This is a genomic window from Streptomyces sp. ISL-12, assembly GCF_018614415.1.
Taxonomy (GTDB): domain Bacteria; phylum Actinomycetota; class Actinomycetes; order Streptomycetales; family Streptomycetaceae; genus Streptomyces.
Window position 1 is genome coordinate 1 of sequence record NZ_JAGGOO010000009.1, and the last position, 25,050, is coordinate 25,050.

The 25,050-nt window shown below is 73.2% G+C and carries 17 protein-coding genes; 10 read left to right on the forward strand and 7 right to left on the reverse strand.

Annotated elements, in window-relative coordinates:
• The 4 genes from J7I94_RS02270 to J7I94_RS02285 all read right to left on the reverse strand — a co-directional run.
• A partial coding sequence (locus J7I94_RS02270; RefSeq protein ID WP_215164747.1) for a nitrate- and nitrite sensing domain-containing protein occupies positions 1 to 2,002 on the reverse strand: 2,002 nt, incomplete at its 3' end.
• A 110-nt stretch (positions 2,003 to 2,112) separates the two neighbouring features.
• Positions 2,113 to 3,120 carry a substrate-binding domain-containing protein gene (locus J7I94_RS02275; RefSeq protein ID WP_215164748.1) on the reverse strand — a complete coding sequence of 336 codons (1,008 nt, stop codon included), beginning with the start codon at positions 3,118 to 3,120 and terminating at the stop codon, positions 2,113 to 2,115.
• 427 nt (positions 3,121 to 3,547) lie between these two features.
• Entirely contained in the window at positions 3,548 to 4,000 is a 453-nt protein-coding gene (locus J7I94_RS02280; protein ID WP_215164749.1) for a DUF6114 domain-containing protein, read from the reverse strand.
• A complete protein-coding gene (locus tag J7I94_RS02285) occupies positions 4,000 to 4,656 on the reverse strand; it encodes a DUF6230 family protein (protein ID WP_215164750.1) in 657 nt (218 codons plus the stop codon). The genes J7I94_RS02280 and J7I94_RS02285 overlap by 1 nt, the downstream gene beginning before the upstream one ends.
• A gap of 830 nt (positions 4,657 to 5,486) precedes the next feature.
• On the opposite strand from J7I94_RS02285, the gene J7I94_RS02290 reads away from it, so the two are divergent.
• The 8 genes from J7I94_RS02290 (at position 5,487) to J7I94_RS02325 (ending at position 15,726) form a co-directional block, all read left to right on the forward strand.
• Positions 5,487 to 6,161 (forward strand): Tat pathway signal sequence domain protein, encoded by a 675-nt coding sequence (locus tag J7I94_RS02290; protein WP_215164751.1) that lies wholly within the window; start codon positions 5,487 to 5,489, stop codon positions 6,159 to 6,161.
• Between the two features lie 191 nt (positions 6,162 to 6,352).
• The gene (locus J7I94_RS02295) at positions 6,353 to 7,000 is read left to right on the forward strand and encodes a ScbR family autoregulator-binding transcription factor (protein ID WP_215164752.1); all 648 of its coding nucleotides are present in this window, start codon (positions 6,353 to 6,355) and stop codon (positions 6,998 to 7,000) included.
• Between the two features lie 22 nt (positions 7,001 to 7,022).
• Positions 7,023 to 8,321, forward strand: a complete 1,299-nt coding sequence (locus J7I94_RS02300) for a damage-control phosphatase ARMT1 family protein (RefSeq protein ID WP_215164753.1) — start codon at positions 7,023 to 7,025, stop codon at positions 8,319 to 8,321.
• Between the two features lie 78 nt (positions 8,322 to 8,399).
• Positions 8,400 to 10,562 (forward strand): germacradienol/geosmin synthase Cyc2, encoded by a 2,163-nt coding sequence (gene cyc2, locus J7I94_RS02305; RefSeq protein ID WP_215164754.1) that lies wholly within the window; start codon positions 8,400 to 8,402, stop codon positions 10,560 to 10,562.
• Between the two features lie 123 nt (positions 10,563 to 10,685).
• Positions 10,686 to 12,551 (forward strand): O-aminophenol oxidase PhsA, encoded by a 1,866-nt coding sequence (gene phsA / locus J7I94_RS02310; RefSeq protein WP_215164755.1) that lies wholly within the window; start codon positions 10,686 to 10,688, stop codon positions 12,549 to 12,551.
• A gap of 110 nt (positions 12,552 to 12,661) precedes the next feature.
• Positions 12,662 to 13,273 (forward strand): PDZ domain-containing protein, encoded by a 612-nt coding sequence (locus tag J7I94_RS02315; protein ID WP_215164756.1) that lies wholly within the window; start codon positions 12,662 to 12,664, stop codon positions 13,271 to 13,273.
• A gap of 274 nt (positions 13,274 to 13,547) precedes the next feature.
• Complete coding sequence (locus J7I94_RS02320) at positions 13,548 to 14,675, forward strand: aminopeptidase P family protein (protein WP_215164757.1); 1,128 nt, start codon at positions 13,548 to 13,550, stop codon at positions 14,673 to 14,675.
• An 82-nt stretch (positions 14,676 to 14,757) separates the two neighbouring features.
• A complete protein-coding gene (locus J7I94_RS02325) occupies positions 14,758 to 15,726 on the forward strand; it encodes an aminoglycoside phosphotransferase family protein (protein WP_215164758.1) in 969 nt (322 codons plus the stop codon).
• Between the two features lie 136 nt (positions 15,727 to 15,862).
• Here the strand turns inward: J7I94_RS02325 and treZ are convergent, their stop codons facing one another.
• Positions 15,863 to 17,608 (reverse strand): malto-oligosyltrehalose trehalohydrolase, encoded by a 1,746-nt coding sequence (gene treZ, locus J7I94_RS02330; protein WP_215164759.1) that lies wholly within the window; start codon positions 17,606 to 17,608, stop codon positions 15,863 to 15,865.
• A gap of 211 nt (positions 17,609 to 17,819) precedes the next feature.
• Here treZ and J7I94_RS02335 point away from each other — a divergent pair, with 211 nt between their 5' ends.
• Together J7I94_RS02335 and J7I94_RS02340 are read left to right on the forward strand one after the other, a co-directional pair.
• On the forward strand, positions 17,820 to 18,371 hold the full coding sequence (locus J7I94_RS02335) for a DUF1707 and FHA domain-containing protein (RefSeq protein WP_215164760.1): 552 nt from the start codon (positions 17,820 to 17,822) through the stop codon (positions 18,369 to 18,371).
• A gap of 225 nt (positions 18,372 to 18,596) precedes the next feature.
• A complete protein-coding gene (locus tag J7I94_RS02340) occupies positions 18,597 to 19,973 on the forward strand; it encodes a M14 family zinc carboxypeptidase (protein ID WP_215164795.1) in 1,377 nt (458 codons plus the stop codon).
• 242 nt (positions 19,974 to 20,215) lie between these two features.
• Here J7I94_RS02340 and treY read toward each other — a convergent pair whose 3' ends face one another.
• Together treY and glgX are read right to left on the reverse strand one after the other, a co-directional pair.
• Positions 20,216 to 22,630 (reverse strand): malto-oligosyltrehalose synthase, encoded by a 2,415-nt coding sequence (gene treY / locus J7I94_RS02345; RefSeq protein ID WP_215164761.1) that lies wholly within the window; start codon positions 22,628 to 22,630, stop codon positions 20,216 to 20,218.
• Positions 22,631 to 22,696: 66 nt separating this feature from the next.
• A complete protein-coding gene (gene glgX, locus J7I94_RS02350) occupies positions 22,697 to 24,805 on the reverse strand; it encodes a glycogen debranching protein GlgX (protein ID WP_215164762.1) in 2,109 nt (702 codons plus the stop codon).
• Positions 24,806 to 25,050: the final 245 nt, after the last annotated feature.

The following is a 25,050-nucleotide window of genomic DNA, read 5'->3' on the forward strand; positions in this document are numbered from 1 at the left end:
TGAGGCCGGCGGGGGTGGCGGACGGGGTGAGGCCGGCGGGGGTGGCGGGCAGTTCCCGCACCACTATCTCGTGCGGCACCAGCACGATCGCCGTCGTGCCGCCGTACGGCGACGGGCGCAGGGTGACCGTGATGCCGTGCCGGTGGGCGAGCCGGGCGACGACGAACATGCCGAGCCGCAGGTCGCCGGCGAGGGCCACCACGTCGAACTGCGGCTCCACCGACAGCTGCTCGTTGAACGAGGCGTAGTCCTCCTCGGACAGCCCCAGCCCCCGGTCCTCGATCTCGACGGCCAGACCCTTGGCCACCATCGACGCCCGCACCCCGACCGGAGCGGGCGCCGGCGAGTAGGCGGTGGCGTTGTCGATCAGCTCGGCCAGCAGATGGATCACGTCGGCGACCGCGGGCGGCGCCAGGTACACCTCCTCGTCGCTCCCCTCGGTGTACTCGGTGGACACCTCCACCCGCTGGTACTCGGCGACCTCGCCGACCGCGCCGCGCAGGATGTCGATCAGCGCGACCGGCTCCCGCCAGCTGCGCCGCGGCTGCTCACCGCTGATGATGACGAGGTTCTCCTCGTAGCGGCGCAACTGACTGGCCACGGAGTCCAGTTCGTACAGTCCCTTGAGGACCTCCGGGTCGGTGTGCCGGCGCTCCAGCGCGTCGAGCTTGCCGAGCTGCATGTTGACCAGGTTCTGGCTCTGCCGGGCGATGCCGAGGATCACCTTCTGGAAGCCGCGCCGGGTGTCGGCGAGTTCCACGGCGGTGTGCACGGCGGTGCGCTGCGCGGCGTTGAACGCCTGGGCGACCTGGCCGAGTTCGTCCCGTCCGTAGTCCAGCGGCGGGGTCGCCGACTCCACGTCGACCGTCTCACCGCGCTCCAGCCGGGCCACCACATCGGGCAGCCGCTCCTCGGCCAGGCTCAGGGTGGCCCGCCGCAGACCGGTGAGCCGCCGGGACAGCGAGCGGGTGATCCGCCAGGAGACCACCACGCACAGCAGCAGGGCGAGCAGCCCGCCCGCGCTCAGCCAGCCCGCCGTGAACAGCAGCCCGCGCGCCTCCTCGGCGCTGCGGTCGAGCAGTCCCGTCGTCTGCCCCTGGATCAGCGCCGCGTACCGCAGGGAGACCTCGTCGAAGGCGGCGGTCCACCGCTCGCGCGCGTCCGGCAGCCGGATCGTGTCCTCGCCGTCGGCGGAACGGGCCGCGAGGACCTGGTCCTCGACCGCCTCCACGGTCTTCCACGCGTCGCCGGCCAGGATGGCCTCGACCTGCGCCTTCGCCGAGCCGCGCAGCGAGGACGTGATCTGGTCCCGGACCAGCCAGCGACGGGTGTGCACCGCCTCGGAGAACGCCGCCCACTCCGCCTCGTCGAGCTGCCCGGAGGGCCAGGCCAGGGTGAGCAGGGCGTCCTCCTGGGAGGTCAGTTCCGCCGCGTGCTCCAGCGCGACCAGCGGGCCGGCCTGGGAGGTGAGGTCGCCGTCGTCGACCTGGGACAGCTCCTGGAAGGCGTGTATCTGCTCGTCGACGATCGAGGAGTACTGGTCGAGCGCCTGCTCGGGGGTGATGTCGGTGGGGTCGTCGACCTGGTCGCGGTAGTACTCCAGGCTGCCCAGCGAGCCGAGCACCGCGTACAGCCGCTCCGAGACACGGGCGGACGCCTGCCGGATGGTGTCGGTCTGCCCGACCAGCTCGGCCACCGCGGCGTCCGTCTCCTTGCGCCGCGCCTCCAGTTCCGCCCGGGAGCCGCCGGGTGTGGCCAGCCAGGCCGCCGAGACGCCGCGCTCGCGCTGGAGGGCGAGGGCGGCCTCGGTGCCCATCGCCCCGGTGGCCTGGCTCAGCCGGGTCTGCGACCGCAGCTCCAGTCCCTCGGAGAGCATCCGGTTCGTCGTCACGCCCCACATCACGGCCAGCGTGACGCTCGGGACGAGCGCCAGGAGGATGAGGGAGAGACGTATGGAGCCGAGGCGGCCGAGGCGGCGCGGGGCACCTGTCCGTGCAGACATCGTCGTCCTAGGCGATCGGGGAGAGCGGGCGGCGGGGAGCGGACGCGAGGGGCGAGGAGCGGACCACAGGGCGGCTCACGCGGTGGCTCACACGGTGGTTCACGGGCGGTTCACCGGGTGCCGTTCGCGGCGAAGCGCCCGACCGCGTCCGCGTTGGCCTTGGTGACGAACGCGGGCCCGGTGAGCACGGGCTCGGTGCCGCCGCCGCTGACGTTGCCGTTGGTGCGGTACAGCCAGAGCGCGTCCACCGCGAGATAGCCCTGGAGGTAGGGCTGCTGGTCGACCGCGAACTGCACGTCCCCGCGCTTGACGGCGGCGACCAGGTCCTTGTCGAGGTCGAAGGTGGAGACCTTGGCGCTGCTGCCCGCGTCGCGGACCGACTTGACGGCGGTCAGGGCGTACCGCGCGCCGTTCATGACGACCTCGTCGATGCGGGTGTCCTGCCGCAGCCGGGCGGCGACGGCGTCCCGCACCGCCTCCATGTCCGTGCCCTCGACGTAGAGCATCTCGGTCAGGCCGCCGAAGGTCTTCTTCACCCCGGCGCAGCGGGCCTCCAGCGCGACGTTGCCCCGTTCGTGGATGACGCACAGGGTGTGCTCGGCCTCGAGGGCGTCGAGCTTGTCGCCGACGGAGCGGCCGGCCACGCCCTCGTCCTGCCCGAAGTACGACAGCACGCCCGCGGAACGCCAGGCGTCCATTCCGGAGTTGAGCCCGACGACGGGTATGCCGGCCTTCCGCGCCTCGGTGACCGGGCCCTTCATCGCCCCCGGCTTGGCCAGGGTCACGGCGATGCCGTCGACCCGGTCGCCGATCGCGTCCCGGACCAGTTCGGCCTGGCCCGCCGTGTCGGCGTCGCCGGCGTACGTCAGGTCGATGCCGTCCTTGGCCGCCGCCGCCTCGGCGCCCTTGCGCACCAGGTCCCAGAAGGCGTCGCCCTCGTCGCCGTGGGTGATCAGGGCGATCCTCGTCCGGCCGATGCCCGTCCCGGCGCTGTGCGAGGCGGTCTCGTCGTCCGCACCGGTGCCGGAGCAGCCCGCCGCGAGCAGGCAGACCGCGGCCGTCAGGGCGGCGAGACGCGCCCGCGCGGACGGAGCGAACGGCGGGGGAGAAGTGTTCATGGGGGTGGGGCACCTCGCTGAGCGGCCGAGCAGGAGGAACAGGGCGAGGGGCCACCGTCGTGGGACGACCTGTGCGCCAACTGGGTGTGTCTCGCTGGCCGGAGCCAATCGCGTGTGACCACCGGTAGTCAAGTGACCAACGATGCGCTGGGGCTTGTCACTACCGCATCGTGACCATTCGGACGCCGACCGGTCGCCGTCTGCTTGCTGCCCGCTCGCCGCCCGCTCGCCGCCCGCTCGTCGGCCGACGGGGCCTGAAGGGGCCGCGTCAGCCGCAACGGTGTGGTCTGAGCGGGCCCCGTCGGCCGGAACGGCGCGGGATTCCGTCGGCGAGGAACGCCTCGGGATCCCGTCGCCGCGGACCGGCTCGGACGGGCTCGGACGGGCTCGGACCGCCGCGGACGGGCTCGGACCGCTGCGGACCGGCTCAGGCCGTCTCGCCCGCCCCCCGCTCGAAGGGGTGCGGGACGGCCTCGGACCGGACGGCCCGCTTCCGGCGGCGCCGGCGGCGCGGTTCCTGGTCGGGCAGCCAGCCGAAGGCGAGACAGCTCCCGACGACTCCGAGCAGCAGCCCGATGACGAACCCGCCGAGGTTCGAGGTGAGCCACGTGCCCAGGGAGACCAGGACGCCGATGATCGAGTAGAAGAGGCGCTGGGCCGGATTGACGAGGAGCAGCAGCCCGCACAGCAGCATCACCGTCGGGAGCAGGTAACCCGCCACGCCCTGCGGGCCGATGTGCAGCACCACCTTCAGCGACGCCTTCATGGTGAACCACACCTCCGCCCCGCCCAGCAGGAGCAGCAGCCCGCCCCAGAAGGGACGCCGGGACCGCCAGCGGCGGAAGGCGGCCCGTGCTCCCGTACGCCGGTCGTCCGTCATCAGCAGCCCGACTCGCTGAACCGCAGCTTCAGGCCGGGCAGCTTGAACACGGCTGCGGTGGTGGCGTAGTTGGTCTGGCGCAGTTTGTCGATGTGCACGGTGTCGGCCTGCTGGCTGAACACGCCGATCGGACCGCGTCCCTTGGGCCCGGCCTTGTCCAGGGTGCTGGCGTCGTTGCCGATCTCGATGTTGTTGAACGAGGCGTCGCCCGACAGGAACGTGGAGTCGGTGGTCAGGTCGCTCGCGGACACCCGGGTGCCGCTGTCGCCCGCCGTGATCAGCAGGTTGGTGCCGCCGAGGTCGACGCTCTGACACAGCTTGGTGAGCTTCGCGTCCCTGATCACGGAGGTGACGACCAGCACCTCACCGCCGGTGTCCCCGGCGTTCGGGCTGCCCTCGGCCATGTGGTCGAGGCCCCCGAACTGGGCGAAGCCGGTGCCGTCCAGCTCCGTGGCGGTGACGGTGAAGGGCATGCCGGAGATGGCGAACTGCACCCCCAGCGCGCCCTGGGCGGTGAGAACGGCCAGCGTGGCGGTGACCGCGGCGGCCGGCACCGCCATCACCGCGGCCCGGCGCAGCCGGACCCGGCCGCGTCTCGGGACCGGACTGTCGGGGGTCTGGTCGGCGGTCGGGGTGGCTTCCGAGGACGGGGCCATGTCTGCTCCAGAGGCATAGTCGATGCGGATCGGGCTGAGACGGCACGTTGTCCTGGCGCGGACAGCGCTGGTGCGAGATCCTCCGCCCAACTCCCGGCGGTCGTGCGGATTTTCGGGTTACGCACCAGTAACCGATCGGGAAGTTACCGGTGGTTACGTCCGGCGGTCAAGCACGTTGTGGGTAAAGAGTGGGGGTTGTGTGCCCGCCAGTGCCGCCGGCCCTCACCGGTTCCGGCCAAACCGCCGTTCCGGACGTCAACTCGTGCACGGTGTATTGACGTTGGCTACTCGTCGGTTCTAGAACTTCCCCTGTTTCCCGGATCCGTGGCGCCGGATCCGTTCCCGCGGCACCCGTCCGCGTTCCCGGGCAGCCCGGCTCATCGCGAGGCACCGCCCCACGCCCCGCCGTGCCGCCGCGGTTGCTCCCGCACGAGCGGCCCGCCCCGCCCCCCGTGGCGCGGCGCGGTCGCCCGCCTCTCGGTCCGTCGCGTACGGAGAAGGCGTCACGGACCGATGACGGCGGCGGGACGCTCCACGCGCGTCCCGCCGTCCCGCTCCACGCGCCCCGGCACGTGCTCGGCACCCGCTCCACCACGCGCACCGGCACACGCACCGGCGCGCTCTCCGGCACGTGCTCTCGCGGACGGTCCCGGCACGACGCACGACGCACCACCGCACGACGCGCCACCGCGCGATGCACCAGCGCCACCGCACCATGCGCCACCGCGCGATGCACCAACGCCACCGCACCATGCGCCACCGCACGACGCACCACCGCACCTCCCCACCCAGGTCACGACGTTCCCCCGATCCGGAGAAGAGGTACCCGCATGCGTACGCGCACCCTCCTGGCCCTCACCGCGGCCGTCGCCGCGCTGTCCGTTCCCACAGCCTTCACCGCCGTCGCCGCCGACACCACCGGCGCGGCCGCGGCCTCCGTGCTCACCACCGGTTCCGTCGGCGGTACGGCCGTCGCGGTGGGGGAGACCCTCACCGCCCCGCTGGCGAGCGGCACCAACGCCACCTTCTACTCCAGCGCCACCGGCACATCCGGCCTCTCCTGCACGTCCTCGCAGTTCGCCGCCACCGTCACCGGCAACCCGGCCGCCCCCGGCACGGCCACCGAGTCGGTCACCGCCCACACCTTCGCCGCCGCCAGCTGCACCACCAACGTCACCGGTGTGCTCGGCGTCAACCAGATCAGCCTCGGCAACCTGCCCTACACCGCCACCGTCGCCTCCGACGGCGCCCTCACCGTGACCCCGCCGAGCGGCTCCACCATCCGGGCCACGGTCGCCCTGCGCACCCTGCTGGGCACCATCAACTGCGTCTACGAGGCACCCTCCCTGTCCGGCACCGCGAGCAACGACGACAACGGCATCCACTTCAACGACCAGCACTTCACCAAGGTCTCCGGCTCGGCGCTCTGCTTCGCCAACGGCTACTTCACGGCCGACTACGCCCCGGTGACGACGTCCGGCGGCGGGACGGTCTTCGTCAACTGACCCGACCCGTCCGAGCACGGTCACGCGGCACGCGCGCGTGCGGGCCGGCCGGCGGCGCCGGGGTCCGTCCCCGGGGCACCGGCCGGCCCGCGACCTCGTCAAACGGGCTGATGACAGGGTGAGTTATTGTCTGCTGCGGGTCAGAACACACGGCATGGCCCGTTCGGTTCCAGCCCAGGAGTGTTCCACCGATGGCGAGGCAGTTACGCGCCGAGCAGACCCGCGCGACGATCATCGCGGCCGCCGCCGACCTGTTCGACCGCCAGGGCTACGAGTCGACCAGCCTGAGCGACATCGTGCAGCACGCGCGCGTGACCAAAGGCGCGCTGTACTTCCACTTCGCGGCCAAGGACGACCTCGCCCAGGCCATCATGGAGTTACAGTCCAGGACCTCGCGCCGGATGGCCCGGGAGATGGACGGCCGGGGCTACTCCTCCCTGGAAGCCCTGATGCGGCTGACCTTCGGCGTCACCCGGCTCTCCGTCGAGGGCCCGGTGCTGCGGGCCGGACTGCGGCTCGCCACCGCGGGCGTGCCGGTGCGCCCGCCCCTGCGGCACCCCTTCACCGAGTGGCTGGAGCTGGCCTCCACCCGGCTGGTCGGCGCGGTCGAGGAGTCCGACCTCCACCCGGACATCGATGTCGAGGCCGTAGCCCACAGCTTCGTCTGCTCCTTCGTCGGCACCCGCGTCGTGGGCCGCACCCTGGAACCCGTCGCACGCCAGCCCCGCCGGGTCGCCGAGATGTGGCGCCTGCTGATCCGGGCGCTGGTGCCGGTGACCCGCCGTCCCCATTACGCCCGCCTCGCGGTACGTCTGGAGCGGGAGCCGAGCCCCCTGTGACCGCCGCGCTACGGTGAGCCGCATGCCCGACACCCCTTCGCCTTCGCCGTCGCCTTCGCCGTCGCCGTCCGGCCCGCAGTCCGCCCCGCCCCCCGTGCTGCTCGCCGACGAACCCGGCTCCTTCCCGCACTCCGTGCTGGCCGAGCGGCACCCCGCGATCATCCGGCAGGTGCGGGAGAACCTCCCCTTCGGCCCCGACCGCCGCCGCGCGCTCGACGCCCTGCTGGACAACTGCCTGCGGGGCGGCATCGAACCCCCGGACACCGGCACCGACGCCGACGACCACGACCGGTGGGCGGCCTGGGGGCTGCGCGAGTACACCGGCCGTTCCTGGTTCCAGGTGCCGTGGCTGTGGTCCGAGAGCTACTTCTACCGCCGGCTCCTCGACGCGACCGGCTGGTTCGGCCCCGGTCCCTGGCGCGGCGTCGACCCCTTCCGCCCGGTCAAGCTGGCCGAACTCGGCGCCCCGGAGACGGACGAGGAACTCGCCGCGCTCGACGGCCTCACCGGGCTCCCGGCACAGCGGCGGGCGGACGCCCTGCTGCACGGCTCCCTCTGGGGCAACCGCGCCGACCTGGGCTTCCGCCTCTCCGCCCCGGCGACCGGGGCCGGCGCCGACGCCCCGCCCCTGGTCGCCGACGACAGCGCGCGCCTGTGGGCCCTGCTGCCGCCCTCCGCCTCCGGAGCGGGCGGTGCCTCCGCAGCGGGCGGCACGGGCACCTTGTGCCTGGTCGCCGACAACGCCGGCCGCGAACTCGTCCCCGACCTGCTCCTCATCGACCACCTCCTCACCCACGGCCATGTCACGCGCGCGGTGCTCCACGTGAAGCCGTACCCGTACTACGTCTCCGACGCCACGCCCGCCGACGTGCTGGCCGCGGTACGGCGGCTGACCGGCGCGCAGGGCGCCGCCGCCGGGTACGGACGCCGGCTGTGGGACGCGCTGACCGACGGCCGCCTCACCGTCCGCGCCCACCCCTTCTCCTGCGCCCCGCTGCCCTACTCCGACATGCCCGACGACCTGCGCGCCGAGTTCGCCGCCGCGACGCTCACCGTCTTCAAGGGCGACCTGAACTACCGGCGGCTGGTCGGCGACCGGCGGTGGCCGCCGACCACGCCGTTCGCCGACGTCACCGCGTACTTCCCCGGCCCGGTGGCCGCGCTGCGCACCCTGAAGTCCGACGTGATCAGCGGCCTGGCCCCCGCGACGGAGGCCGCGCTCGTCGCCGCGGAGGGGCAACGGTGGCGCACGAGCGGGACGCGTGCGCTGATCCAGGTGTCGACCGTCACTACTGGACAGGGACCGGCCGGAGTTCCGTGATCCGCCGTGATTCACGCGATGGTGTGATCATGTGTCACCCCGAGGATGCCCCCGAAAGGCCGTGGGTAGGGCCCGGCCATGACGCAGCAGCCCTTCGAACTCCCGCACTTCTACCTGCCGCATCCCGCACGGCTGAACCGCCACGTCGACGAGGCGCGCGCCCACTCGACGCGGTGGGCGCGCGACATGGGCATGCTGGAAGGCTCCGGAGTCTGGGACCAGGCCGACCTGGAAGCCCATGACTACGGCCTGCTCTGCGCCTACACGCACCCCGACTGCGACGGACCCGCCCTCTCCCTGATCACCGACTGGTACGTGTGGGTGTTCTTCTTCGACGACCACTTCCTGGAGAAGTACAAGCGCACCCAGGACCGCGTCGCCGGCAAGGCACACCTGGACCGGCTCCCGCTGTTCATGCCGCTCGACCTCGCCGCCGAGGTCCCCGAGCCGGAGAACCCGGTCGAGGCCGGCCTCGTCGACCTGTGGCGGCGCACGGTGCCGGCGATGTCGGCCGACTGGCGCCGCCGCTTCGCCGTCGCCACCGAGCACCTGCTGAACGAGTCGCTGTGGGAGCTGTCCAACATCAACGAGGGGCGGATCGCCAACCCCGTCGAGTACATCGAGATGCGCCGCAAGGTGGGCGGCGCCCCCTGGTCGGCCGGGCTGGTGGAGTACGCCACCGCCGAGGTGCCGCCCGCGGTCGCCGGGACCAGGCCGCTCCGGGTGCTGATGGAGACCTTCTCCGACGGCGTCCACCTGCGCAACGACCTCTTCTCCTACCAGCGCGAGGTCGAGGACGAGGGCGAGCTGAGCAACGGCGTCCTGGTCCTGGAGACCTTCTTCGGCTGCACCACCCAGGAGGCCGCCGACATCGTCAACGACGTCCTCACCTCCCGGCTGCACCAGTTCGAGCACACCGCGTTCACGGAAGTCCCGGCGGTGGCCCTGGAACAGGGCCTCACCCCGCCCGAGGTCGCCGCCGTCGCCGCCTACGCCAAGGGACTCCAGGACTGGCAGTCCGGTGGCCACGAGTGGCACATGCGCTCCAGCCGCTACATGAACGAGAACGCCCGGGCCACCACCGCGCCCTGGGAGTCCCCGAGCGGCCCCGGCACCTCAGCCGCCGACGTCGCCGCCCTGCTCGCCTCCGCCGGGGCCGAGCGCATGCGGCCCCACACGCACGTGCCGTTCCAGCGGGTCGGCCCGTCCCGCATCCCCGACATCTACATGCCCTTCCCGCTCACGCTCAGCCCCGCCCTGGACGGCTCCCGGCGCCACCTGTCCGAGTGGACGCTGCGGATGGGCATGCTCAGCGAGGGCGTCTGGGACGAGGACAAGCTGCTGAGCTGCGACCTGCCCCTGTGCGCCGCGGGCCTCGACCCGGACGCCACCCAGGACCAGCTGGACCTGGCCTCCGGCTGGCTGGCGTTCGGCACCTACGGCGACGACTACTACCCGCTGGTCTACGGGCACCGCCGCGACCTGGCCGCCGCCCGGCTGACCACGGCCCGTCTGTCGGCGTGCATGCCGCTGGACGGCGAACCGGTCCCGCCGCCCGCCAACGCCATGGAGCGCTCGCTGATCGACCTGTGGGCCCGCACCACGGCCGGCATGACCCCGCAGCAGCGGCGCCCCCTCAGGGAGGCCATCGACAAGATGACCGCAGCCTGGGTGTGGGAGCTGACCAACCAGATCCACCACCGCGTCCCCGACCCGGTGGACTACCTGGAGATGCGGCGCGACACCTTCGGCTCCGACCTCACGCTCGGCCTGTGCCGGGCCGGCCACGGGCCCGCCGTACCGCCGGAGGTCTACCGCAGCGGCCCGGTCCGCTCCCTGGAGAACGCGGCGATGGACTACGCCTGCCTGCTCAACGACATCTTCTCGTACCAGAAGGAGATCGAGTACGAGGGCGAGCTGCACAACGCCATCCTGGTCGTGCAGAACTTCTTCGGCATCGACTACCCGACCGCGCTCCACGTCGTCCACGACCTGATGACCCAGCGCATGCGCCAGTTCGAGCACGTGGTCGCGCACGAACTGCCCATCGTCTACGACGACTTCCAGCTCTCCGAAGAAGCGCGCGAGATCATGCGCGGCTATGTGACCGACCTGCAGAACTGGATGGCGGGCATCCTCAACTGGCACCAGCAGGTCCCCCGTTACAAGGCCGAGTACCTGGCCGGACGGAGCCACCTCTTCCTCCCGGACCGGGCACCGGCGGTGCCCGTGCTCCACTGATCCACATCTTTTTGTGCAGAACGGGTCTTTCCGGGAACTCCGGGACCGCGTCGGGCGTCTTTCTCAGTGAGGTACACGGGCAACACGAGGTGAACAGAGAGCAGAACACGGGGGTGTTCGACCTTGTCCGAAATCACCGCAACCACGGCAATCGGCGAAAACGCCGAGAGGACCACCGAACTGGCGCCGTACGCGGCGCCGCTGACCGTCCCGCCCGTCCTGCGCCCGGCGTCCGGTGACGTCCTGCGCGAGACCGAGATCGCCCTGCGCCCGGCCTGGGTGCGCCTGCACCCGCAACTGCCGCCGACCCTGATGTGGGGGTACGACGGACAGGTGCCGGGGCCGACCATCGAGGTGCGGCGCGGACAGCGCGTCCGCATCGCGTGGACCAACCGCATTCCGAAGGAGAGCGAGTACCCGGTCACCTCCGTCGAGGTGCCGGTACGCGCCCCGGGCAGGCCGCCCGCCACCACCGAGCCCGGCCGCGAGGGCGTGGAGCCCGACAAGGACGTCGCGGCCCTCCCGGCCTGGTCGGTGACCCATCTGCACGGCGCCCAGACCGGCGGCGGCAACGACGGCTGGGCGGACAACGCCGTGGGCTTCGGCGACGCCCAGCTCTCCGAATACCCGAACGACCACCAGGCGGTGCAGTGGTGGTACCACGACCACGCCATGAACATCACGCGGTGGAACGTGATGACGGGCCTGTACGGCACCTACCTCGTCCGTGACGACGAGGAGGACGCCCTCCGCCTTCCCCGCGGCGAGCGGGAGATCCCGTTGCTGCTGGCCGACCGGAACCTGGACACCGACGAGGACGGCCGTCTCAACGGACGGCTGCTGCACAAGACGGTGATCGTCCAGCAGAGCAACCCGGAGACGGGCAAGCCGGTCTCCATCCCCTTCACCGGCCCGTACACCACGGTCAACGGCCGCATCTGGCCGTACGCCGAGGTGGACGACGGCTGGTACCGGTTCCGGCTGGTCAACGCGTCCAACGCCCGCATCTACGACCTCGTCCTGATCGACGAGGACGACCGTCCGGTGCCGGGCATCGTCCACCAGATCGGCAGCGACGGCGGCTTGCTGCCGCGTCCCGTCCCGGTCTTCGGCGAGGAACTGCCGACGCTGATCGCGGCCCCGGCCGAGCGGTTCGACCTGCTCGTCGACTTCCGCGCGCTGGCCGGCCGCAGGCTCCGCCTGGTCAACAAGGGGCCGAACCAGCCGGCCGGCGTACCCGACCCGGAGGGCGACGTGCGGTACCCGGCGGTCATGGAGTTCCGCGTCGGGAAGGGCGCCGAGCCCGACACCTTCGAGGTACCCGAGGTGCTCTCCGGTTCCTTCCGGCGGCTCACCCACGACATCGGCCACGGCCACCGGCTGGTCGTGCTCACCCCGCCCGGCACCAAGGGATCCGGCGGCCACCCGGAGATGTGGGAGATGACGGAGGTGAAGGACCCGGGCGGCATCCAGGTCCCCACCGAGGGCGTCATCCAGATCATCGGCCCGGACGACACCACGCCCCGCACCTACCGGCGCACGGCCCGGACGTTCAACGACGCCCTCGGCTACACCATCGCCGAGGGCAGCCACGAACAGTGGAGTTTCCTCAACCTGGCGCCGATCGTCCACCCCATGCACATCCACCTGGCCGACTTCCAGCTTCTGGGCCGCGACGCCTACGACGTCTCCGGCTTCGACCCGGCCATCGGCGGCACCCGGACCCCGATCCGGTACGACGCGGGCACGACGATCGTGCCCGCGCCCAACGAACTGGGCCACAAGGACACCTACCGGGTGCCCGGCGACCAGATGCTGCGGATCATGGGCAGGTTCGACGGCGCCTACGGCCGGTTCATGTACCACTGCCATCTGCTGGAGCACGAGGACATGGGCATGATGCGGCCCTTCGTCGTGATGCCGTCCGAGGCGCTGAAGTTCGACCACGGCGGCGCCCACGGCGGTCATGGAGAGGGGGCCACGGGCTGACCCCGGCCCCGGACGACGGGGCCTACCGCTTCTGACCGCCGGTCAGTCTCACTCGTTCGTGGCTCGTCGCCCGACGGGGGCCCGGGTAGGGCTCCTGTCGGAGGCGATCGATGGAACAGACAGTGTTGCGTCCCAAGCCGATGCCGGGCCGGGACCCCGGAGCCGGTGCCGAGCAGGCCCCTGCCCGGCCCCCGCAGCCGACGCGCCGGCGTCGGCGTCGGCTGGTCACCGTGGTGTGCGGTGCGCTGACCGGGGCGGTGCTGGTGCTGGCCGGGGCGGGGATCGGGGCGATGGGCACCACGGTGGCGGGCATGAGCAAGTTCGCCGAGCTGCGGCAGCGGGGCGGGAGCCCGGACGCGGCGACCCTCCAGGGCGGCCCGTCCTCGGTCCACCCCCGGTCCGCCGCGCCATCCACCTCGGCGTCCGCCACCTCGCCGTCCGCCGCCCCGCCGACCGCCGGTGCGACGCTCGGCGTGGCCGCGGTGGACGCCGACGGGCCCGGCGCCCTGGTCGTCGACGTCCAGGAACCCGGCCCGGGACACGCGGCCGGCCTGGTCCGCGGCGACCTCCTGCTGGTCTTCGGCACGACCCGGGTCGACTCCGCCGCCGACCTCGCCCGCGCCGTCGCCCACGCCCGGCCCGGAGTACAGGTGAAGCTGACGGTGCGTCGGGTGAGCGGCGGCTATCAGCAGCTGACCGTGGTGCCGGGCGTCGTGACCTGACCGCCGGGCCGGTTGCCCGGCAGGGGACGGCCGGGCCGATGAGGACCGTTGCGGGTCCGCAAGGGCAGTGTGTGGGAGGGCGGTCCGTGGATCCCGTGGTGGTCTCGCCGCCGGGTCGGCTGTCCGGGCAGGGGGAGAGGCGCTGGGAGTTGTTGCCGGCCCGCAGCGGCAGCGTGCGGGAGGAACGGTCCGCGGACCCCGTAACCGGCTCGCGTCGCCCTTCCGCTCCGGGCAGGATGCTGCCGTGGCCCCTTCACCCGCTCAGGGAGGTCGGATGACCGGCAGTACGCCCGTTCCGTTCACCGCCGGCGACTACCGGGTGCGCCTGGAGCGCGCCGCGCGGGCAGCGGCCGACGCCGGTCTGGCGGGGCTGCTGGTGGCGCCGGGACCGGACCTCGTCTGGCTCACCGGCTACACGCCCACCGCGATCACCGAGCGGCTCACGCTGCTGGTGCTCGCCCCCGGGCAGGACCCCGTCCTCGTCGTCCCGACGCTGGAGGCCGCCGACGCGCGGAAGGCACCCGGCGCGCCCGCCCTGACGCTGCGCGACTGGACCGACGGCACGGACCCCTACGCCGTCACCGCCGCCCTCCTGGACGGTTCGGGACGGTTCGGCGTCAGCGACAACGCCTGGGCGATGCACCTCCTGGGGCTCCAGCGCACCCTGCCCGGCACCTCCTACGCCGCCCTCACCGAGGCGCTGCCGATGCTGCGCGCCGTCAAGGACGCGGCGGAACTGGAGCTGCTCGCCGCCGCCGGCGCGGCGGCCGACGCCACGTTCGAGGAGATCCGGAACGTCCCCTTCAGAGGCCGCCGGGAGGCGGACGTGGCCGCGGACCTCGACAGGCTGCTCCGCGAGCACGGGCACACGGTGGTGGACTTCACCATCGTCGCCTCCGGGCCGAACGGCGCCGACCCGCACCACGAGGCCGGCGAGCGGATCATCGAGGACGGCGACATGGTCGTCCTCGACTTCGGCGGCCTGCTGGGCGGCTACGGCTCAGACACCTCCCGCACGGTCCACGTCGGCCCGCCCACGGACGAGGAACGCCGGGTCCACGACACCGTGCGCGAGGCGCAGGAGGCGGGGTTCCGCGCGGTGCGGCCCGGGGTCGCCTGCCAGGAGGTCGACCGGGCCGCCCGCGCGGTGATCGAGAAGGCCGGTTACGGCGCGTACTTCATCCACCGCACCGGGCACGGTATCGGCGTCACCACGCACGAACCGCCGTACATGATCGAAGGCGAACGGCAGCACCTCGTGCCCGGGATGTGCTTCTCCGTCGAACCGGGCATCTATCTCCCCGGCCGTTTCGGGGTACGCATCGAGGACATCGTGACGGTGACGGAGGAGGGCGGCCGGCGCCTGAACGACACCGAGCGGGGGCTGATCATCGTGGACTGACCGGCCCCACTGGCCCCACCGGCCCCACCGGCCCCACCGTCCCCACCGTCCCCGCACGTCTCCGGAAGACAACGGCGCGACCATGACCCAGGCACCCACTCCCACCGCGGAGACCGTCCGACCACTGGCCCGTTCCCTGCTCGGTGAGGGCCGGGCCGGGCCGGCGGACGGGCCCGACGTCCGGCCGGTCGACGCGAGCACCGGCGCGGGAACCGCCTGGTGGGTCGGCACCCGCCATGTGCTGCGGCTCGCGCCCGACCGCGAGGCCGCCGTCCGCCGGCGCCGTGAGCTGCGGCTGCGGGACCTGGTCCGGCCGCACGTCCCCGTGGCCGTACCGGTGAGCGTGGCGCGGGGTGACTGGGCGCCGGGACTGCCCTGCACGCTGGACACCAGGGTGCCCGGCGGCACGGCCGACGAGCACGAGGTGTCCGCGGTCGGTGAGACCGACCTGGCGGGGCTGCTCGGCGGGCTGCGCGAGGTGCCCGTCCGCCAGGCGGAGAGCCTCGGCGTGCCGCGCACCTCCCCGCGCTCGCTGGAGGCGCTGCGCCGGGCGGCCGAGCGGGCCGCCGCCCGCCTGGCCGAGGCCGGCGAGTTCGACGCCGCCCGCCTGGCCCAGCTCACCCCGGCGGCCACCGCGCAGCTCGCCGCCCAGTCCGGTGCCGCGGTCCTGGTCCACCGCCGGCTCACCGCCGATCACCTCGTGGTCGGCGCCGACGGCCGGGTGCGCGGTGTGCTGGGCTGGACCGGCGTGGCCGTCGGCGACCCCGCCGAGGACATCGCCTCGCTCGCGCTCGCCGTGGGTTCCCCCGCCGCCGTCCGCGCCGCCACCCTGGCCGGCTACGGCGCCCGTCCCTGCCTGCGCGGCCTGTGGCTGGCCCGCTGCGACGGCGTCCTGCACTGCGCCGAGGCCCTCACCGGCCCCGCCGCCGAGCCACCGCTGCTCCTCACCGACCGCCTGCACCGCGCCTGGGAGCCGATCCTCCTGGAACGCGTCACGGAACTCCGCGAGGACACCACCGACGGCCCGGACGCGGACGCCACCGGGCTCTGAGTCTTTCCGGACGCGGACGCCACCGCGCCCTGACGCCCCGGACACGGACGCCACCAGCCCCTGAGGCCCCGGACACCGGCCGCACGCGGCACCACGCGCAACCACCCACCACCCACCCCGAGAGCCGGTCGCCCCCCTACTCCTGCACCAGCACCACCGCCGACTCCCCGGGCACCCGGAGCACCCCGTCCGCCCCGGGCGCCTCGACCGGCTCCCACGCGGCCAGCACTCGCGCCGGACGGCCGCCCAGCGGGATCGCCGCCTCCTCGGCGCCGAGGTTGACGGCGACCCGGATGTCCCCGCGCCGGAACGCGAGCCAGCGCGCGTCACCGTCGTAGGCGACCTTCGTGCCGGTGAGGGCGGGGTCGGTGAGGTCGGGGCGTTCACGGCGCAGGGCGATGAGCCGGCGGTACCAGTCCAGTACGCGCGCGTGGGGCTCACGTTCCGGCTCCGACCAGTCGAGGCAGGAGCGGTCGTGGGTGGCCGGGTCCTGCGGATCCGGAACGTCCTCCTCCTTCCAGCCGTGCGCGGCGAACTCCCGGCGCCTGCCCCGCCGTACCGCCTCCGCCAGTTCAGGATCGGTGTGGTCGGTGAAGTACTGCCAGGGCGTCCCCGCAGCCCACTCCTCGCCCATGAACAGCATCGGGGTGAACGGCCCGGTCAGCGTCAGCGTCGCCGCGCAGGCCAGCAGCCCGGGGGAGACGAGGGCGGCGAGGCGGTCGCCCTGGGCGCGGTTGCCGACCTGGTCGTGGGTCTGGGCGTAGGCCAGCAGCCGGTGCGCGGCGATCCGGGAGCGGTCCAGCCGGCGCCCGTGGTGCCGGCCCCGGAAGCTGGAGTACGTGCCGTCGTGGAAGTAGCCGCCGGTCAGCGTCTTGGTGACGGCGGCGAGGGGGGCGCGCGCGAAGTCGGCGTAGTACCCCTGCGACTCGCCGGTCAGCGCCGTGTGCAGGGCGTGGTGGAAGTCGTCGTTCCACTGGGCGTGCACACCCAGACCGCCCGCCGCGCGCGGGGTGACGATCCGCGGGTCGTTGAGGTCGGTCTCGGCGATCAGGAACAGCGGCCGGCCGGTCTCCTCGGCCAGCGCGTCCACAGCCGTCGACAACTCCTCCAGGAAGTGGCACGCGCGCGTGTCGACCAGCGCGTGCACCGCGTCCAGGCGCAGCCCGTCGATCCGGTAGTCGCGCAGCCACGCCAGCGCGCTCCGCACGAAATAGTCCCGGACCTCGTCCGAGCCGGGCGCGTCCAGGTTCACGGCGACGCCCCAAGGAGTGTGGTGGCGGTCGGTGAAGTACGGGCCGAAGGCGGGGAGGTGGTTGCCGGAGGGACCCAGGTGGTTGTGGACCACGTCCAGGACGACGCCGAGACCCAGCCCGTGGGCCCGGTCGACAAACCGTTTCAGCGCCTCGGGTCCGCCGTACGGCTCGTGCACCGCCCACGGCGCGACACCGTCGTACCCCCAGCCGCGCCGCCCCGGGAAGGGGCACAGCGGCATCAGCTCCACGTGGGTGACCCCGAGCCGCACCAAGTGGTCCAGCCGCTCGGCGGCGGCGTCGAGCGTGCCCTCGCGCGTGTACGTGCCCACGTGCAGCTCGTACAGGACGGCACCGGGCAGCGCGCGCCCGGGCCAGTCGGCACGCCACGCGTACCGCGCGTGGTCGACGACCGCGCTCAGCCCGTCCGGGCCGTCCGGCTGGCGCCGGGAGCGCGGGTCGGGGAGCACGGGTCCGTCGTCCAGCGCGAAGCCGTACCGCGAGCCGTCCCGTGCCCGCGCCTCCCCCCGCCACCACCCCGCGCGCTCCGGGTCGCGCTCCATCGCTCGCGCGACCCCGTCGCAGTGGAGCGTCACACGGTCGGCCTCAGGTGCCCACACCTCGAACTGCACGGACGGTTCCCCTTCGTCTGCTCACAGTGACGTAGCCCGTCCATGGTCCTGCAAAGACGGCCGATCCGCCGTCGAACAGGCCGTTTCCACCGCAACCGCCGCCCGCTGTCGCCCCCCTGCGGTCCGTCGTCGTCCGTCGGAACCGGTCGCGCGCGGACGGCGCACCGCCATTTCCTGGACACCCCGTGCGCGCTGACCGACAATCAGCTTCGTGACGTCGTCCTTCGAGTTCCCCACGCACCCCGCGCGGTTGTCCGACGCGGAGCGCGACAAGGCACTGCGGTTGCTCCGCGACGGGGTCGCGATGGGGCGGCTGTCGCACGACACGTTCGTCCACCGCATGGAGCTCGCGCTCGCCGCCCGCCGCTCCGAGGAACTGGCCGCGCTCACCGCCGACCTGCACACGGAGGGCCGGGTGGCGCGCCTGGTGTTCGGCTCGGTGGAGGCGGTCTCCGGCTTCGGCGTACGGCTGCGCCGGGCCTGGCGGGCGGAGCGGCTGCCCAAGCTGCTGCTGCCCCACCCGGTCACCGGTCATCCGCTGCGCATAGGCCGCGACCCGGGCAGCGGGCTGCGCCTGAACCACGAGACGGTCTCCCGGGTGCACGCCGAACTGAGCCGCCAGGGCGGCATGTGGGTGCTGCGCGACCTCGGTTCGACCAACGGCACGACCGTGAACGGGCGGCGGGTCGTCGGCGCCGCCGTTGTCCGCGAGGGCGACCAGGTCGAGTTCGGCAGGATGGTGTTCCGCCTTTCCGTGAACTGAGCCGGAGCGCGCCCCCCGGCCTGCGTTACACGCCGTGCGCCACATGCCGTACGTCACGCCGTACGCGTACGTCACGCCGTACGCCGTACGACATGCCGTACATCACGCCGTGCGGCGGGCGCGCACGGCGCCGTTCCCCGCGCCCGAGGCGGTGTTGACGTACCCCGCGACTCGTGACTGACTGTGCGTACGCCGCACACGCCCGTGAACCGGCGGCACCCCATCGTGGAGGTGTGTGCCCTGCCGCCCCTCCCGCGCTACCCGACCGTCGACGAGCTGCGCGTCGGGGCCGCGGCGCTCGCCGCCCGGCACCCCGACCGGGCCCGGCTGCGCCGCGTCGGCACCTCCCGCGCGGGGCAGCCGCTGTGGCTGCTGTCCCTCGGTCACGGCGACCGCCAGGCCCTCGTCGTCGCCGGACCGCACGCCAACGAGCCCATCGGCGGCGCCACCGTCCTGCGCCTGGCCACCCGGATACTCGGCGACGCCCGGCTCACCGAGGGCGCCGACGCCACCTGGAACCTGCTGCTCTGCCTCGACCCCGACGGTCTGCGCCGCAACGAGGGCTGGCTGTCCGGGCCGTACACCCTCGGCCGCTACGTGCGGCACTTCTTCCGGCCGTCCTTCATGGAACAGCCCGAGTGGCTGCCCGACGGCGCGGACCGCGCCGCGCTCCCCGAGACCCGCGCCCTGCTCGCCCTCCAGGACGAACTGCGGCCCTTCCTCCAGTGCTCCCTGCACGGCGCCGACGTCGGCGGCGGCTTCGCCGAGCTGACCCACGACCTGCCCGGCCTCGCCCGCCGCCTGGCCCACGCCGCGGTCCGCCTCGGCATACCCCGCGAACTGGGCTCCTACGACGCCCTGTACTGGCCGGTGCTGGGCCCGGCCGTCTACCGGATACCGCCGCCGCGCCGGGGCAGTCTGACCGCGGCGATCACCGAGGCCGCCGTCGACTCGACCTGGACGCACCCGCGGCGGTACGGCACCGTCACGGCCGTCGTCGAGGCACCCATGTGGGCGGTGGACGCCGTGGCCGACGGCTCGCCGCCCGCCGACCGGGACGCGGTGCTGCGCGCCGTCAGCGGCACCCTGCGCCGCGACACCCGGCTCCTGCACCGCCTGGTCGCCCGGCTCCGCCCGCACCTGCCCGCCACCGCGGACACCGCCCGCCTGCTGGCGCCGGTCGACGACTACCTCCTGGTCTGTCCCCGGCTCGCCGACGCCTGGGACCCCCAGGCGGACGACGGTTCGGGACGTGAGCTGCCGCCGCTGAGCACCGCGCACCTGGCCGCCCTGCGCATCGCCGGCCGGCGGCTCGCCCTGCGCACGGCCGGGCTGCTGCACCAGGCGGTGACGGTGTCCGGGCGTGACCCGGCCGATGTGCTGCCGGAGCTGGAACGGCTCGTCGACCGGTGGAGCGACGACTACCGGGACTGCTGCGCGGCGCGCTGGGTGCCGGTCGCGCGGCAGGCGGAATTCCAGTCCCGGGTGGTGCTCGCCGCGTTCGACCTGGCGGGACGGCACCCGTCCCCCGCCTCCCGTCCGGACCGTCCGGACGAGCCGGGCAGGGGGTCGCAGGCCGCCCTGCCGATGCACCGGGAATGACACGGATCACGACAGGATCCGCAGCGACGCCCCGCCCCCACGGAACCGGACGCGGCACGTGGCGGGGACGGCCGGTGCGGTACGCGGAAACCTTCCCGACGCCTGCGTGACGATCTCCCGGACTGTCCCCCTCTGCATGTAGGCGGACGCGTGGGCGTGAGCCGGTCACCGCGCCCGGGTCACCGGTCACCGCGCCCGGGTCACCGGTCACCGCGCCCGGGCCACCGGTCACCGCGCCCGGGTCAGTCGCCGGCCGCCCCCACCCGCTCCAGCAGCGCCACCGGCAGCCGCTCGAAAAGGTCCGCCACGCGCGCGTGCCCGCTGAACTCCCGCCCGGCGGTCAGCACGTCCGCCCACCGGCCGGGCGGCAGCGGCAGGCTCGTGTCCCGCCAGCCGCCCGCCTCGGCCAGCCGCAGGGACAGCCGGGTCACCGCGGTCAGCACCTCGCCGGAGCGGACGAACGCGGTGCAGTGGGCCGCCGCCGGCCCCTCGGCGGTGAGCGGCTCGTACGTCGCCGTGCCGCCGAAGGCACCGGGCCGCCGGACCCGCAGCGCCAGCGCGGCCCGGGTCACCGCCTCCTTCGCACCGGAGTCCCCGGAGTCCCCGGAGTCCCCGGAGTCCCCGGAGTCCCCGGAGTCCCCGGAGCCCCCGCCCGGAAAGGCGACCGGGCGGCGGTTGTCCGGGTCCACCAGGGCCCGGTACTCGCGCTCGGTGCCCTGGTAGAGGTCCGGCACGCCGGGCATGGTCAGGTGCACCAGGGCGGTGCCGAGGACGTTGGCCAGGACGTGCGGTTCCAGCGCGTCGCGGAAGGCGGCGACCCGTTCGCCGGGCGCCCCGCACGGCCCGGCCGTGACGAACCGCGCCACCGCCTCCTCGTACGGCGGCTCCTGCTCGGTCCAGCTGGTGTACATGCCCGCCTCGCGCACGTGCTTCAGCAGCGCCTCCCGGACCCGCTCCCCGTCCGCCGGGCCGCCCAGCCCGAACACCGTCTGCCAGGCCGCCCACGCGAGCTGCCCGTCCGGCACCTCCTCGACGCCGCGCGCGGCCTGCGCCAGCACCTCCGCCCACCGCCCGGGACACTCGGTCAGCACGGCCAGTGCCGCCCGTACGTCGGCGCTGCGCTTGGTGTCGTGGGTGGAGACCACCGTGCCGGTCAGCGGCCAGTCGCGCTGCACGCGCGCGCAGTACGCGTGGAACTCCCCGGGCGGCACCGCCGGCTGCCCGGGGTCACCGCCGACCTCGTTCGCCGACAGCAGCGGCACGTAGCGGTAGAACGCCGTGTCCTCCACCGACTTGGCCCGCAGCGCCGAGGCGGTCTGCGCGAACCGCGTCCGCAGCTCCACCGCGTCCGGTCCGTCGCCCGCCCGGCCGAGCAGCAGGTCCCGTACGACGTCGACCGCGCCGGCCTCCTCGGGCACCGCGAACGCCGCCCGGGCCTCGGCCGCCGCCTCCTCGGTGACGACCCGCGCCGGGGCGGTCGAAGTGTAGGGGCGGTAGACCTCCATGCGGACCAGCAGTTCCTGGAGGGCCAGCCGCAGCGCCCAGGGCGCGCGGTCGCGCAGCGCGGGGTCGGGCGACGCCTCGCACAACCGGTGCGCCACGCGCGTGAGCCGGTTCATCTCGGTGGCCAGTTCGTGCGTGAGCACCTTGTACGCCGCCCGCCGCACGGTCGCCGCCCACTCACCGCCCCGGTCGGTCTGCGGGGCCGCGAACCTCCGGTACTCGGCGACGAGTTCCCCGTGCCCCGCCGGGTCGGTGAACAGCCCGTCCACGTGCCGCAGGGCGTCGTACCCGGTCGTCCCCGCCACCGGCCAGGCGTCCGGCAGGGGTTCCCCGTCGGCCAGGATCTTCTCCACGACCGTCCACCGGCCGCCGGTCGCCTCGTGCAGCCGCTCCAGGTAGGCGTCGGGGTCGGCGAGCCCGTCGGGGTGGTCGACGCGCAGCCCGTCCACCACGCCCTCGTGCAGCAGCCGCAGCACCGTGGCGTGCGTGGCCTCGAAGACCTCCGGGTCCTCCACGCGTACGCCGATCAGCTCGGAGATGCTGAAGAAGCGCCGGTAGTTCAGCTCGGTCCGGGCCAGCCGCCACCACACCGGGCGGTACCACTGGGCGTCCAGCAGTTGCGGCAGCGGCAGGCGGGCGGTGCCCTCCCGCAGCGGGAAGGCGTGGTCGTGGTAGCGCAGCACGTCACCGTCGACCCGCAACTGGTCCAGGACCTCGCCGACCGGGCCGCCCAGCACCGGGACCAGCACCTGTCCCCCCTGCGCCTCCCAGTCGATGTCGAACCACCGCGCGTACGGCGAACTCGGCCCCTGGCGCAGCACCTCCCACAGGGCGCGGTTGTGCCGAGGGGACATCGCCATGTGGTTCGGCACGACGTCCGCCACCAGGCCCAGACCGTGCTCCCGCGCGGTACGCGAAAGCTCCCGCAGTCCCTGTTCGCCGCCGAGTTCCTCGCGCACGCGCGCGTGGTCGACCACGTCGTAGCCGTGCGCCGACCCCGGTACGGCCTCCAGGACCGGGGACAGGTGCAGATGGGATACGCCGAGCGAGGCCAGGTACGGCACGGCCGCCGCCGCGGCCCCGAACGGGAACGAGGGCTGGAGCTGGAGCCGGTACGTGGCCGTGGGGGCCCGGTCGGGTCGCTCAGGTGTCATGCAGAGCTACGTACCCGCCCCGCCGCCTTTCGTGTCACCGGCCCCCCACACAGGCGTACGCGTCCCTCACACGGGCCTCCTCAGCACCGCCAGGCTCCGGTCCACCAGGGAGAGCCGGTCCCCGGCCTGCACTTTGCGGGCCTCGTCCGCGGGCACCCCGTCCGGCAGGGCGGTGTCGACCACCACCTCCCACTGCCGGCCGTGGTCCACCGGAACGACGAAGTCCAGCCGCTTCGGCGAGGCGTTGAACATCAGCAGGAACGAGTCGTCCCCGATGCGCTCCCCGCGGGCCCCCGGCTCCGAGATCGCGTTGCCGTTCAGGAACACCGTCAGCGCCGAGGCCTGCGCCGAGTTCCAGTCCCGCTGGGTCATCTCCCGGCCCTCGGGAGTGAACCAGGCGATGTCCGACAGGTCGTCGTGGGTGCCCTCCACCGGCCGGCCGTGGAAGAAGCGGCGGCGCCGGAAGACCGGGTGGTCCTTGCGCAGCCACACCATCGCGCGCGTGAAGCGCAGCAGATCGGGGTCCTCGTCGGGCCAGTCCACCCAGGCCAGCTCGTTGTCCTGGCAGTAGGCGTTGTTGTTGCCCCGCTGCGTACGGGCGAACTCGTCGCCGTGGCTGATCATGGGTACGCCCTGGGAGAGCAGCAGCGTGGCGATGAAGTTCCGCATCTGCCGCTGCCGCAGCTCCCGCACCGCCGGGTCGTCGGTCTCGCCCTCGGCGCCGCAGTTCCAGGACCGGTTGTGGCTCTCGCCGTCCCGGTTGTCCTCGCCGTTGGCGTGGTTGTGCTTCTCGTTGTAGGCGACCAGGTCGTGCAGGGTGAAACCGTCGTGGCAGGTCACGAAGTTGATCGAGGCGAGGGGGCGGCGGCCGTCGTCCTGGTAGAGATCGGAGGAACCGGTCAGCCGGGACGCGAACTCCGCCAGGGTGCGCGGCTCGCCGCGCCACAGGTCGCGCACGGTGTCCCGGTACTTGCCGTTCCACTCGGTCCACAGCGGCGGGAAGTTGCCCACCTGGTAGCCGCCCTCGCCCACGTCCCACGGCTCGGCGATCAGCTTCACCTGGGAGACCACCGGGTCCTGCTGCACCAGGTCGAAGAAGGACGACAGCCGGTCCACCTCGTGGAACTGCCGCGCCAGGGTGGCCGCCAGGTCGAAGCGGAACCCGTCGACGTGCATCTCGGTGACCCAGTACCGCAGCGAGTCCATGATCATCTGGAGGACGTGCGGGGACCGCATGAGCAGGGAGTTCCCGGTGCCCGTGGTGTCCATGTAGTAGCGGGGATCGTCGGTCAGCCGGTAGTACGACGGGTTGTCGATGCCCTTGAAGGAGAGCGTCGGACCCAGGTGGTTGCCCTCGGCGGTGTGGTTGTAGACGACGTCCAGGATCACCTCGATCCCGGCCTCGTGCAGCGCCTTGACCGCCGACTTGAACTCCAGCACCTGCTGGCCCCGGTCGCCCCAGGAGGCGTAGGCGTTGTGCGGGGCGAAGAAGCCGATCGTGTTGTAGCCCCAGTAGTTGTTCAGCCCCATGTCGACCAGGCGGTGGTCGTTGACGAACTGGTGCACCGGCATCAGCTCCAGCGCCGTCACGCCCAGTCCGGTGAGGTGTTCGATGATCGCCGGGTGCGCCAGGGCCGCGTAGGTGCCGCGCAGTTCCTCGGGCAGCCCCGGGTGGCGCATCGTCAGGCCCTTGACATGGGCCTCGTAGATCACCGTGTGGTGGTACTCCGTGCGCGGACGCCGGTCGTCGCCCCAGTCGAAGTACGGGTTGACCACGACCGACGTCATCGTGTGCGGCGCCGAGTCCAGGTCGTTGCGCCGGTCCGGTTCGTCGAAGTGGTAGCCGTACACCTCCTCGCCCCACCGGACCGCGCCGCTGATCGCACGCGCGTACGGGTCGAGGAGCAGTTTCGCGGAGTTGCAGCGCAGCCCGCGCTCCGGGGCGTACGGGCCGTGCACGCGGTAGCCGTACCGCTGCCCGGGCATCACGCCCGGCAGGTACGCGTGCCGCACGAACGCGTCGCTCTCCCGCAGTTCGACCGCCGTCTCCGAACCGTCGTCGTGCAGCAGACACAGCTCTACTCGGTCGGCGGCCTCCGAGAAGACCGCGAAGTTGGTGCCCGCGCCGTCGTACGTGGCACCGAGTGGATACGCCTCTCCAGGCCAGACCTGCATGGACACGACTCTTTCAGGTGTACGGCGCCGGTGGGGGCGCCTTGGCTCCGAGTCTCCCCGAAAGTGAGGAAAGCACTCAGGATCCGCGGCCGACTTTCCCTGGACCACAGGGGTTCCCTGGTCCGGCCGCCTGTCACGGCTATGAATCCGCTCACTCGGGCACCGCCGGACGCGCGGAACGAGCGGGGACGGGCGTCCAGTTGGTGAACGAGCCTGTGCATCAGGCTGCACCGCGCACCGCTCGC